This is a genomic window from Nesterenkonia salmonea, from assembly GCF_005771525.1.
Taxonomy (GTDB): domain Bacteria; phylum Actinomycetota; class Actinomycetes; order Actinomycetales; family Micrococcaceae; genus Nesterenkonia; species Nesterenkonia salmonea.
The window spans coordinates 24011-35908 of sequence record NZ_VAVZ01000011.1 but is presented as its reverse complement, the minus strand read 5'-3'; the positions used below and the strand labels follow the sequence as shown (position 1 = coordinate 35908).

The window sequence follows — 11898 nt, the reverse complement described above, 5'->3', positions numbered from 1 at the left end:
ATGCAGAAAGGAAACTGAGCATGACTAAGACAACCCAAAGTGCTTCAGAAGTGTTGCACGCGAATGAGGCTTCGGCGGCGGGACTGCCGCACGTTCCCAAGCCACAGGAGTACGATGCCATACTGCTGGCTGGCTTCGGCGGGCCTGAGGGTCAGGATGATGTCATCCCCTTCCTCCGCAATGTGACTCGGGGCAGAGGTATACCCGATGAGCGCTTGGAAGAGGTGGCCACGCACTACCGTCACTTCGGAGGTGTGAGCCCGATCAACGAACACAACCGCCAACTTCGCGAGGCGTTGGTGGAGGAGCTTCGTTCACGCGGCATGAAGCACCCGGTCTACTGGGGAAACCGCAACTGGGATCCCTACCTTGAGGATGCTGTCAAGGAAGCGGCAGCCAATGGGCACACTCGCCTGTTGGCGTTTGCCACAAGCGCTTACAGTTCCTACTCAAGCTGCAGGCAGTACCGTGAGGACTTCGCCAGAGCGATTAATGACACCGGTCTTGCCGGAGTGGTGCGCATCGACAAGATCCGGCAGTTCTTCGACGTGCCGGGTTTCGTCCAGCCCTTCGCTGAGGGAGTTGCCGCAGCACTGAAAGAGTTCTCCTCGGAAGGCATTGCCGCCGAAGAGATCCGCGTTCTTTTCGCCACTCACAGCATCCCCACCGCAGATGCAGAACGTTCAGGTCCACGAGAGCTCGGGCTCGGTGAGGGCGGCGCCTACGCAGCCCAGCACAAAGCAGTAGGGGCCCAGATCATGGAGCAGCTGACGGAGAACGGGCAAGCCGCACCCGAGACCAAATGGGAGCTGGTGTACCAGTCCCGGTCCGGCCCCCCTTCGCAGCCATGGCTGGAGCCTGATGTGTGTGATCGTATCGCCGAGCTGCCAGCAGAGGGCGTCAAAGCCGTCGCTGTTGTGCCTCTCGGGTTCCTCAGCGACCATATGGAAGTTCTCTGGGACCTTGACAATGAGGCACTGGAGGCTGCTGAAGAAGCCGGACTGAAGGCAACCCGGACACCGACCCCTGGTGTTCACCATGCATTCGTCAGCAGCGTCGTCGATCTTCTCCAGGAGCGGATGGCTGCAGTTCCACCGGAGGACCGGCCCCATGTGACCGATTTGGGCCCATGGTTCGATGTGTGCCGTCCGGGATGCTGCGAAAACGTCCGGTTGGGCTTCCGCCCTGCCGCCGCAGGAGTCGCCCCCTAGGCACTCAAACATTGCGCCCAATCAGCGCGAGGATGGGCCGGTGGACCACGTGGTCTGCCGGCCCATCACGCTAGACCCTCTCCGGGACCTTTTCTGTGACTTTCTCAGCCTGAGCATCCTCGTAGGGCTTGTAGATCCGGGAGGGCCACCAGAACCACCGGCCCAGATCCACTCCGAGTGCAGGAATCAGGAGTGTCCTGACGATCAGCGTGTCGATGAGCACACCGAATGACACCAGGAAGGCGAGCTGGACCATGAACATCAGCGGCAGCACCGCCAGGGCAGCGAACGTCGCGGCCAGCACCACACCGGCACTGGTGATCACTCCACCGGTGATGACCAGCGAATGCAGAAGCCCTTCACGCGGTCCCCGCAAGGGTGTTTCCTCCCGCGCTCGGGTTGTGAGGAAAATGCTGTAGTCCACACCGAGCGCGGTGAGGAACACAAAGCCGAACAAGGGCACTGTCGGATCGGCGCCGGGGAATCCAAAGACATAGTTGAAAACCAATGCGGAGACACCCAGGGCTGCCAGGTATGACAGCACGGTCGTCACCAACAAAATGATCGGCGCTACCAGGGCCCGCAGCAGAACCACCAGGAAGATCAGAATCACTGCCAAGACGAGAGGGATGATGGTGAGGAGATCGTCCTGAGCCGTCTCATTGGTGTCCAACTGAGTGGCGGTCGTACCGCCGGTGAGAGCCTGACCGTCCAAGTCTTGAAGCTGTTGCCGCATCTCCCGAATGGTATTCTCCGCCTCCAGCGAGTCACCTGCACTGGTCAGTGTGACGGAGAGCTGAATGAAGCCCTCCGCCTCAGCGGCGTCTGATGCCGACGACGCGGGGGAGCCCTGCTCAGAAACAGCGTAGGCTTCCCCGACGCCGTCGATGGATTGCACAATGTTCAGCGCTTCGTCACCTTCATCTGCAGGAACGAAGACATCGGTGGGGGCGCCCGTGCCAGCATCGAAGTGGCGTTCCAGCATCTCCTGACCAGCTTTGGCGTCGGTCTCTGTGAGGACCAATTCCGACTGCGCGACACCTTCAGCCCTGAGATCAAGTACGCCCGCTGAGCCGCCGAGCAGCAGCAGGGTGACGACTATCCACACAGTTCGCGGACGACGGCGGACCAGGTTGGCTGCCGCGGACCACAACCGCGCTTGTTTCCGTTCCTGGCGGCGCTGGCGCCGGCTCGGTTCAGCAGCAGCGCCTTCCGTGACGCGGGGTGTTTTAGGCCAGAACACGGGCCGACCAAGCAGAGCGAGCATGGCAGGCAGAAAAGTCAAGGTCGCAATCATAGCGAACACGATCCCCGCGCTCGCCACGGGGCCCAAGGCCCGATTGGAATTCAGATCGGAGAACAGCAGGCACAAAAGAGCAACGGCAACTGTGCCTCCGGAGGCAAGAATGGCCGGCAACGACCGGCGCCAAGCCTGCCACAGGGCAGAGAAGCGGTCCTGGCGGTGCAGAAGTTCCTCACGATAGCGAGCTACCAGCAGGAGCGAGTAGTCAGTAGCAGCACCAATAACAAGGATCGACAAGATGCCCTGGGCTTGGCCGTTGAGCTGGATCCACTCCATCTGCGCCATTTGGAAGATCACGACGATCGCAGCACACAGGGCAGCCATAGAGGAGAGCAGCACAAGGAAAGGAAGCAACACTGAGCGGTAGACCAAAATCAGGATGATGAATACTGCAATCACGGCGACGAGCAGCAGAAGGCCGTCAATGCCGGAAAAAGCTTCCGCGAAGTCATCGGAGAGGGCCGCAGGGCCTGTCACATGCGCCGTCCAGTCGCTGGCCGGCAGGAGATCATCCACTGCAGCCCTGAGACCATCCACGGCACCTTCTTCGACCGCCTGATCATCCATCAGGACCAGGATTTGGGCGGCTTCCTCATCCTCGGAGACCTGCGGAGGCAAAACCTGGACGACGCCGTCCAGATCAGTGAATTCCCCCGAAGCAGCCTCCAAAGCGGAGATCTGCTGCTCGCCAAGGTCGCCTGTGGTCGGTTCGGTGATCACCGTGGCGGGGACGGCGTCGTCATCAGAAAACTCCTGGCTCAGCTCCAGAGCGAGAGTGGACTCCGCATCAGCGGGCAGAAAGGTGGTCTGGTCATTGGAGATCACTTCCGAGACTTTGCCGAAGGTCTGACCGCCCACTGCGGTGATCGCCACCCAGATCAGGACCGCCAAAGCGGGTAGCACGACCCGCAGTACACGACGGGCGCGGCCGCCCTCACGCCGAGTTTTCAATTGCTGCCTTTCGGTACGTGGCCAATGGGTGCTAAGTCTACGGTCATCAGCAGGGGAACCCTATGCGGACTGAGGCTGCCCGTCAGAGTCAGAACGTGGCTCGCTGGCGGGGATCGAAACGGTGAAGGTGGTGCCGCGGGAAGGGGTGCTGTCGACCATGATCGACCCATGGTGAGCGTCAATGATTTGCTTGACAATTGCCAGACCGAGCCCCACGCCAGGAATCGCCGAGTCGCGCACGTCGGACGTGCGGAAGAATTTCTCGAAAATCTGTCGTTGATTGCCGCTAGAGATGCCTCGGCCAGTGTCTGAGACTTTCAGGTGGAGACAGCCAGAGTCATTCCACGCATGTGCTGTGACAGAGCCCCCGGAGGGTGTGTATTTGATGGCGTTGGAGAGCAGGTTATCTATTACTTGATGCATGCAATTAGGGTCGAACCGCCCGGGAAGCGGTAGCGTGGGTTCACTGATGATGGTGATCCCTGCGGCTTCAGCCTGGGGGAAAGCCGAGGCCACACTTGATCGAACAACATCAGCTAAATCCGCGGTCTGGAGCTTCAGCAACGGTTGTGAAGCTGTGGTCAGAAGGTCGCTGACAAGATGCAAGAGCCGGTCGGCGTTCCGTTCAGCAACTCGCAATTTTGCGCAGAGGTGTTCCGTCTCAGGGAACCGTTCAGCTTCCTCCAAGACCAGATCTATGTAGCCGAGGATAGATGTTAGAGGGGTGCGCAGTTCGTGAGAGACCCCTTGTAGGAATTCGTCTTTGACCTCAAGAGCCTCAACGAGCTCGGTGACATCACTGAAGACTGTGACTGACCCGGCCGGATTGCCCACGTGGTCCTGAATCTGATTCGCCGAAACGGATAGGGCTCTGCGCCGTCGGTAGTCGCCGAGCCAGATGAGTTGGTTCGTGAATGAGGCGCCGTTGATAGCTTGCCGCACGGGGCGTTGGTCAGCCGCCAGTGGAGTGACTTTGTCTTCACCGAAAACCAACAGTTGATCTTCACGGGGATCTGGCACATCGTCGGGAATGCCCATTTGGTGCATAGCGCGCTGTTGGCTATTCATCATGAGGTCATTGCCCTCGGCGTCGACGACTACCACGCCCACGGGCACGGTTTCGATGATGGTGTCGAGCAGTTGGGCGTGGTGGCGGCTCGCTTCGGCGACTGTCCTTAGTTCCGCGTCTTTGTTCAGGAGTTCCAGCTGTTGGGCATCAATGCTGCGGCTGACATTCGCTGCGAACACCCCGATGACAGTCAGTATTACGGGTACCACTAGGGGTGTCGCCAGTGCCTGCAGCGATAGCGGTGTCTCGGTGGCAAACAGGGGGAGTGAAACAATTATCAAAGTGGCGGTGAAGTTCACGAGATGAACTCGCCATGAATTTGGCATAAACCACGCTAGCCAGATTACGGGGAAGCAGGCGACGAGGCTCAAGCCGACCAAATAGCCTTCACTGCCTGTCCGGAGGGCTGCAATGGCACCGAACTCGAGCAGCGGGATCGTCCAATAGAGAACAGATGAGTGCTTCTTCCAAGACAGGAGTGCACCTGGCAGAGCACTGAGCACAACCAGTCCTAGTCCGATGAGGAAAAAGGTATTCGTGAAAGTTTCAGGAGAAATTGTTAAGGCTAGAATGCAGACAAATCCGATAGCGAATAAGAATGGCCGCTGATTGCTCATGGCTCTTTGGTGCTCTTCCAGTGCATCGAGGCGCCTGTCAGCACCAACTACTCGGCGAATGATGTGCGGCAGTCTGCTCTTCATTAAGCATCCCCTCTGACTGGATAGGTATATGCGATAGTCTGCGGGAGAGAATCTTCCAAATCAAAGGACGGGCTCCGTGCAGCACACATATGATGCGCAGGCCAACCACCTCAGCGTGGCCGTAGTGATTGAAGATGATCCAGATATTCGTGATCTCATCATCACAGTTTTTGAGCAGGCAGGTTTTGCTGTTCACAGCGCTACGGACGGTGAAACTGGCGTGAAACTGGCGCGGGAGCACTTTCCCACTCTTGTCACCATTGACCTTGGGCTTCCAGGTATTGACGGTTTTGAAGTAGCCCGCCGAATTCGCGCCGGCAGTGAGTGCTACATCATCATGATTTCGGCAAGGACTGACGAGGCTGAAACGCTGATGGGTTTGGGGGCAGGAGCCGATGATTTCATCACCAAGCCGTTCCGCCCCAGAGAGCTTCGCGCACGCATAGATGCAATGATGCGCCGCCCCCGGGCCTTCAGCCCAGCCAGCCCGGCCGTCGCGGCGTCGCCCGCTCCTGCAACTCCTCCGCCCGCAGGGACTCAGGGCCCCGCTGCGCAGTTCGCTCCCGTGACTGTTACAGCTGAGATGTACGAGCACAATGGACTGAGCCTGGACCCGGCCACCCGGTCTGCCCGCGTGAATGAACAGGTGCTGAACCTCACGCGCACTGAGTTCGACTTGTTGCAGACGCTGATGAGCAGTGGCCGCCGGGTACGCACCAAGGCGAACCTGGTTCGGCACCTGCGAGCTGATCATGTGGGTGCAGAGACCTTCGTCAGCGAGGCCGATGAGCGCGCCGTGGAGGTGCATATTGGGAACCTGCGCCGGAAACTGGGCCAGGGTGGTCATGAACCGATGTGGATCGAGACGGTCCGTGGTGTCGGCTACCGTATGGCAGCTGAGCAGTAAGCTGCTCACCTCATACAGTGAATCCGTGGTGCCGGCGCAGCGCTTTACGGACCATGATCAGTGTCATCGCGATAGTGGTGATGTAGAGGATCGGCCAGCCCAGTGAGAGAATAGCCGACTGAATTGCTGCCGATTGCTGGAACCACGCGTACATGGCTCCACTGACCACACCCACACCCACCAGGACAGGTGTAAGGAAAGCCATTCCCCGTCCACGTTCCGCTTTGGCCTGAGCAGCCCAGTTATCCGTCTGAGCTTTGCCGAAGAACTTGCTCCATGCACGTATGAAGTGCCCCATGCGCATCCAGAGGTAGATCTCCGCTGGGAAGAACAGCAGGGCGAACCAAATGTCACGGGCTCTGCGTCCCTTGATGGAAAGAGCAATGCGCAGATTCAGCAGGGTCGCGACTGCCGGCGGAATGAGCCACCACGGGCTGAAGACGAATGCGTCGATGCTCAGTGAAGCTGCCAGCAAAAGAATGAATCCCAGGCGGATACTGATGTTGAAGAGCATGGAGAGGTTTTCAATCCAGCGCAGTCTCAGATTTGGGTGCAGCGGCTGCCCGGCTGTGGTGGACCGCTGGCCTGGCCACATGAGGTCGATCGCGCCGACGTTCCATTTCACCTGTTGGCCGTCGAGTGCCCGGACCGTGTGCATCCCACCTACGAAGGCTCGCGCGGTGGCGCTGACCTTGGTGGCGGCGCCAATGTTGCGCAGCTGGAGAGAGAGTAGGGAGTCTTCGACTTCGCTGTCGCTGACCCAGGGTGTGGCCTGCCGGTTGGCGACCATGACGTCTTTGAGGGCTTGGATGGAGAACAGCGAGCATTGGCCGCCCAGCACTGCCATGTTGCGCCCGCGCAGCAGGTTGTCCATGGTGAAGGCGGCGAACTGGGCGCGCTGACCTGTGGTGAGGAAGGAAGATACGACGCCGCGGCTTGCGTCGGGATCGACGGTGTAGATAGCGGAGATGCCGCCAATGCGGGGTTCAGAGCGCGCTTCGGCCTCGAGCCGCTCCACGGTGTCCGGTTCAAGGATTGTGTCTCCGTCGACGCCGAGGAGGTAGTCGAAGTCTTCGGCGACTTTGGTGAAGCCGTAGTTCAGGGCGCCGACCTTCTTGTCCATGTTTTTGCCGATGTCGTGAATGAATACGTACGTGGTGAAGATGTCGTCGTGGTGGGAGTGGACGTGTTCGCCGGCGTAGCGACGGGCGATGTAGAACGTCTCATCAGTGGTGTTGTTGATGACCAGGTGAATCACATCCGGAGGCCGGGTCTGGGTCAGCAGTGAGTCGAGAACCTGTTCAATGGTCTCTTCTTCGTTGTATGCCGGGATGACGCAGGCGACAGTGCTACGGCGTTGAGCTTTTGCGGCTTCATCCTGCAGCGAGACTGTCACGAACCCACTGTCAGTGGTCGTTGTCATAGTGGTCGTCACGTTCTGCTCCCATCTGCCCTCCAGGGTGGAAGGCTCCTACTAATAATTCTCGAGCCACCAGCTCAAGGACTATCTCTGGGAAAGCGCAAGATTTGGGCAATTTTCTGAAAGGAATTGGGCAGAACTGTTCCTGGGGCCGACTTACGGGGCAGCGGAGCCTATCGTCTGGTTCGACGCTGTTGGTGTCCTCGCGGAACTCGGCAGGGCAGCGTCTAGGGCTAGCGGAACTCGGCGCGGTAACCGCCCAGGAAGCCGGCGAGAAAGAAGGTGCGCACGCAGGTATTGGAGCTATTGGGCTGGTTGCCCGCGACATTCAGCTACGGCTAGCCAGGTTTTCGTGCCCCAGGCAGGATTCGAACCTGCGACACCCACTTTAGGAGAGTGGTGCTCTATCCCCTGAGCTACTGAGGCTTGCGGTGCCGGAAACGGCACCCGTCTATGGTAGCCGCTATGGGCCCTTCTGGCGCGGTTGCTTCCCGGTGAGGATGAAATCTCGCAGGATCACCGCCAGGACTGCGGCGCCAATCACTGCAAGAAGGGCCCAGCTGAGAGTTGTCATCGCTGAGCTGACCGCCACGGCTTCCGCGTCGACGGGTACCTGGGTCACAATGTCGTCGATCAGGAAGTTCTCGGTGATATCCACTGCGGCGAAGACCACGGCCCCAGCTACCACAACCCAACGCCACCAGCCGCGGACCAACAGCCCGAGGGTTGCCCAGGCCGAGAGCAGGACTGTGACCGGGAAAATGATGCCCGCCGTCTTTTGCAGGAAGTTCAGCTGACCCTCAGCGTCATCTTCAAAGGCCGCCTGAAGTGCTGTGATGTCGGCGACGTCGTACCCAGTGACCCGGGTGCCTGGCATAGACAGGCCATTGGCGAAATAGGTCAGCTGCGGCATCGCGTAGGCGTACAGGTACAACCCCATGAACAAAGTGATGCCCAGCAGCGCGTAAACCAGAATGCGTGGTGAGCCCTCATCCTGTGGAGTGGACCTAGGCGTACCCCGATTGGGCCTGGGGGGTACAGGGTCGCTGCTACCTGTGCGCTGCGGGTTTCCCCGGTTCTTTTTCCGCCGCTTGGACATACCTCCATCTTCCCAGACACGGCAGAATCGTCAGCGGCAGATTGCCGAGACTAGTCGCTGAGCGAGAGACTCGACCCGGTCCCGGTGGGCGGGCCAGTCCACAACTGATTGGCCCAGGTACTCTGCCGCAGCGGCCTCCATAAGGCTGCCATCCTCCGGTGGAAGTTGCGCAGCGAGCCCGTGTGCCGCCTGGTCCTTCGGGACGATCTCTCCGGTTTCCAGTGTGGTGACCATTCGAGCCAACGTGAGCAAGGCGTTACGTTCATCCCCGGGGAGCTCCTGCAGCAGTCCCGGTGCACCTTCACGGCAGGCCAAACGAACCAACTCTGCAGGCGGGGGATCCAGCAGTGCGTACAGTGGTTCCCCGAATAAGGTGACGTGATTTTGACACGCATCGGCGATGAAAGCCACCAGATCCGGCTCGGGCTGAGACTCCAGCACAGCTCCAGCCATCAGCTCAGACCGCAACCATTCCCCGAACTGAAAGTCCAGCCGCGGCGGATAAGGCCAGTCGACGACGTCGCCACGCACCACAGCGGTGAACTCCAGGGGTTGCCTATTTGCGGCTTCGGGGAAGTGCTCGGCATGGCCGGACCACCCGGAAAGCGTCAACAGGCAGGCGACCAACTGCCGGCGCTCTTGGTGGGTGATCGATTCCTGCAGCACAGCCAGCAGGTCAAGATCGCTATGCGGGCCCTGCGCCCCGCGAGCCGCCGAGCCGCACAGGTAGAGCCCGAGGATCCCAGTGGGTAGTGATGGCTCCAAGTTCTTGAGCAGAGTGGCTGGATCCGTTCGCACATTCGGAGCCTACTGCAGGGGCTCGCCCTGATGAGTGTGTACTGGATTCACGGACCATGAAGCAGTATTATGTTTTTATGCGCACCACCGTGGATCTCCCCGATGAACTCATGCGAAAGGCCAAGATGCGTTCAGCTGAGCGCGGAGAGTCTCTGAAGGAAATGTTTGCACGCGTCCTGGAGCGGGAGATCAATTCGCAGGTCTCCCCGGGCAGTCGGCACCGCATGCAGCTCCCCTTGATCGGTGAAGCCGAACAGCCCCAGGTAGATCTCAGCAACGAGGATGTTGCTGGGATCCTTGATACCGACGATGCGGACCACCTGGACTTATGAGCTATCTCCCAGATGTCAATGTGTGGTTGGCGGCCATGTGGGGCAGGCACATCCATCATGCAGAGGTACGGCGATGGATAGATCAGGTCGAAGAACCGATAGCTCTGTGCCGAGTGACCCAGATGGCCGTCCTACGGCTTATTAGTAACCCGCGGGCTCTTGGGAAAGATGCGGTGTCCCGCGCTGAGGCCTGGCGTGCTGTAGATGACATTGAAGCTGACTCCCGGGTGGTCTGGAGCCACGAGCCACCTGGAACTGGTGCAGTATGGCGTGCAATGTCAGCCCGTCGGGATGGGAGCCATAAGCTCTGGACTGATGATTACCTCTCGGCCTTCGCTCAGTCCGGGAAGTTCACCCTTGTCACTCTGGACAAAGCGTTGGGTGATCGGCACCCCTCTGTAGAAACGCTGGTGTTGTCCTCTTCCTGAAACCCGGCCCGTGAGGTAGTGCCGGCTCCAGTTGCTTCAGCAGGCTGGCCGGATTCGTTCGCACATTCGGAGCCTACTGCAGGCATCTCTGCTGAGAGCATACGGCCCTGGCGACGGCGAGGACGTCAGCATGTGCTGACTCTATGAAGACAGCGGTGCCGTGACAGTGCCTCCGCTGGAGGTGAAGGATTGATGATGAGCGAGGCGCAAGCCAGAAACGGCCCCGCATCTGCTGGCCGGAGCTAGCCTCGGCGACGCCGCGCTGCCACCATCAGCAGGCCCAGGGTCAAGACCAGCAGTGCCGCAAGTAGTGCGATTCCACCGGAATAGCCCAGTGGGGTCTCGGCCAGCCAGCCCACCACCGCCGGCCCGGCTGCCCGGCCTAACGCGATGGCCACCGCCTGAACCCCCATCAGGGCCCCAAACCGGGTCCCGGCGTACCAGTCACTCATAATGACCGCACGTAGCGGGATGAAGGCCCCGAACAGCAGGCCGAAAATGATGAAGTGCCCATGCATCTCCCAGGCTTCGGTTCCGCGGATGGCAAGCCAGATGGCAGGCATGATCAGCACTGTCAATGTCATGTAGAGCTTGGCCGAATCGAATCGATTAGCCAGCAAAGGCAGCAGGAATCGTGCTGGAAGGCTCAACAGTCCGACGGCCGCAGCCCACCACGCGACCACCGTGGGGTCAAAACCTGTGGCTTCAAACCGCGCGATACGGTGCACATTGAAGGCCTCCAGTACTGCCATGGTGAGCGCCACTGCGACTGTCAGTGGGACAAAACCTGCCGGGGTATTCCGCCATCGGGAGGTCGAAGGGTTAGAAGGCTCGGCGGGGGACTTCGCAGGTGTCGCCTCGGCGGGCGCGCGTGCAGGCGGAGGCGCTGTGCGTAACGCCCACCCTGCAGTCAGCCAGGAGGCGAGCAGCACGCAGGTGCCCAACAGGATTGCGGTGACACGCCACCCCACAAGGTCGGTCATGTATGAGGTGGACGGGATAAAAATTGGTCCGGCAAGACCAGTGATCAGCGTCAGGGTTCCCGCCGCACGGTTACGGCGTTCGCGGTCGAACCACTGCTGGATCGCCACGAATGCCGGTTCGAACAGCACCATGGCGCTGCCCGGACCCACCAAGAGCCACCATGCGGCAAGAACTTGCCACTGAGAAGTGCTGGCTGCGAAACCTAAGAACCCCAGAAACACCAGGATTCCGCCCAGGGCTACCATTCCGCGAATCCCATGCCGATCAGCGCGACGCCCCACATGCACCGCCACCGCAGCTCCAGTCAGTACGGAACCGGAGAACGCCGCAGAAAGCAGCCCCACAGAGAAATCGGCACCTGCCGCGCCAGACGTAATCAAAACTGAGGTGCCGTAGAGGATGGCACCGAAGCTGACCCCCACACTGAATGCCAGAGCGAAAACCAGACGGCGGAAAGGCGGAAAATCGGAAGGAAACGAGGGTGACCTCATGAAAACCTCTCAATCAGATGACGGCATGACAACATGCCGACACTGCTCCTGGAGGTTTCTATCCCGTAAGATCCGTGCCGCCTAGGGCGGCACATCGCGGCGCTCGACCCAGTCCCGGCAAATGCCGGCGGAACCCTAGCCGCCTGTGCTGGTCGGTTGTGACCACCCTACAATCATCCCCAGAAGCCAACCCAAAGCGTGACT

Annotated in this window: 10 protein-coding genes and 1 tRNA gene; 4 read left to right on the top strand and 7 right to left on the bottom strand. The window is 60.0% G+C overall.

What is annotated here, in order from left to right; genetic code table 11:
- Window positions 1-20 precede the first annotated feature (20 nt).
- A complete protein-coding gene (locus FEF26_RS05550) occupies window positions 21-1211 on the top strand; it encodes a ferrochelatase (RefSeq protein ID WP_138252547.1) in 1191 nt (396 codons plus the stop codon).
- 70 nt (window positions 1212-1281) lie between these two features.
- Here FEF26_RS05550 and FEF26_RS05545 read toward each other — a convergent pair whose 3' ends face one another.
- A complete protein-coding gene (locus FEF26_RS05545; RefSeq protein ID WP_243730433.1) occupies window positions 1282-3417 on the bottom strand; it encodes an MMPL family transporter in 2136 nt (711 codons plus the stop codon).
- A gap of 108 nt (window positions 3418-3525) precedes the next feature.
- Complete coding sequence (locus FEF26_RS05540; RefSeq protein WP_138252545.1) at window positions 3526-5235, bottom strand: sensor histidine kinase; 1710 nt, start codon at window positions 5233-5235, stop codon at window positions 3526-3528.
- A gap of 76 nt (window positions 5236-5311) precedes the next feature.
- On the opposite strand from FEF26_RS05540, the gene FEF26_RS05535 reads away from it, so the two are divergent.
- Window positions 5312-6142, top strand: coding sequence for a response regulator transcription factor (locus FEF26_RS05535; protein WP_208012846.1), 831 nt, complete (start codon window positions 5312-5314; stop codon window positions 6140-6142).
- Window positions 6143-6152: 10 nt separating this feature from the next.
- Here FEF26_RS05535 and FEF26_RS05530 read toward each other — a convergent pair whose 3' ends face one another.
- The 4 genes from FEF26_RS05530 to FEF26_RS05515 form a co-directional block, all read right to left on the bottom strand.
- Window positions 6153-7577 (bottom strand): glycosyltransferase family 2 protein, encoded by a 1425-nt coding sequence (locus FEF26_RS05530; protein WP_243730432.1) that lies wholly within the window; start codon window positions 7575-7577, stop codon window positions 6153-6155.
- Between the two features lie 338 nt (window positions 7578-7915).
- Window positions 7916-7988: transfer RNA gene (locus tag FEF26_RS05525), tRNA-Arg, on the bottom strand.
- A 37-nt stretch (window positions 7989-8025) separates the two neighbouring features.
- A complete protein-coding gene (locus FEF26_RS05520; protein ID WP_138252544.1) occupies window positions 8026-8502 on the bottom strand; it encodes a hypothetical protein in 477 nt (158 codons plus the stop codon).
- 189 nt (window positions 8503-8691) lie between these two features.
- On the bottom strand, window positions 8692-9459 hold the full coding sequence (locus tag FEF26_RS05515; protein WP_138252543.1) for an aminoglycoside adenylyltransferase domain-containing protein: 768 nt from the start codon (window positions 9457-9459) through the stop codon (window positions 8692-8694).
- 77 nt (window positions 9460-9536) lie between these two features.
- Here FEF26_RS05515 and FEF26_RS05510 point away from each other — a divergent pair, with 77 nt between their 5' ends.
- Both FEF26_RS05510 and FEF26_RS05505 read left to right on the top strand, forming a co-directional pair.
- The gene (locus FEF26_RS05510) at window positions 9537-9791 is read left to right on the top strand and encodes a hypothetical protein (RefSeq protein ID WP_138252542.1); all 255 of its coding nucleotides are present in this window, start codon (window positions 9537-9539) and stop codon (window positions 9789-9791) included.
- Window positions 9788-10219, top strand: coding sequence for a TA system VapC family ribonuclease toxin (locus FEF26_RS05505; protein ID WP_138252541.1), 432 nt, complete (start codon window positions 9788-9790; stop codon window positions 10217-10219). Before FEF26_RS05510 ends, FEF26_RS05505 begins: the two co-directional genes overlap by 4 nt.
- A 242-nt stretch (window positions 10220-10461) precedes the next feature.
- Here the strand turns inward: FEF26_RS05505 and FEF26_RS05500 are convergent, their stop codons facing one another.
- Window positions 10462-11694: an MFS transporter gene (locus tag FEF26_RS05500; RefSeq protein WP_138252540.1), complete on the bottom strand. Its 1233-nt coding sequence runs from the start codon at window positions 11692-11694 to the stop codon at window positions 10462-10464.
- Between the last annotated feature and the right edge of the window lie 204 nt (window positions 11695-11898).

Coding starts and splice junctions, on each gene's coding strand:
- FEF26_RS05500 (WP_138252540.1), bottom strand. CDS start 11,694: ATGAGGTCACCCTCGTTTCCTTCCGATTTTCCGCCTTTCCGCCGTCTG.
- FEF26_RS05540 (WP_138252545.1), bottom strand. CDS start 5,235: ATGAAGAGCAGACTGCCGCACATCATTCGCCGAGTAGTTGGTGCTGAC.
- FEF26_RS05550 (WP_138252547.1), top strand. CDS start 21: ATGACTAAGACAACCCAAAGTGCTTCAGAAGTGTTGCACGCGAATGAG.
- FEF26_RS05505 (WP_138252541.1), top strand. CDS start 9,788: ATGAGCTATCTCCCAGATGTCAATGTGTGGTTGGCGGCCATGTGGGGC.
- FEF26_RS05520 (WP_138252544.1), bottom strand. CDS start 8,502: ATGGGGTTGTACCTGTACGCCTACGCGATGCCGCAGCTGACCTATTTC.
- FEF26_RS05510 (WP_138252542.1), top strand. CDS start 9,537: ATGCGCACCACCGTGGATCTCCCCGATGAACTCATGCGAAAGGCCAAG.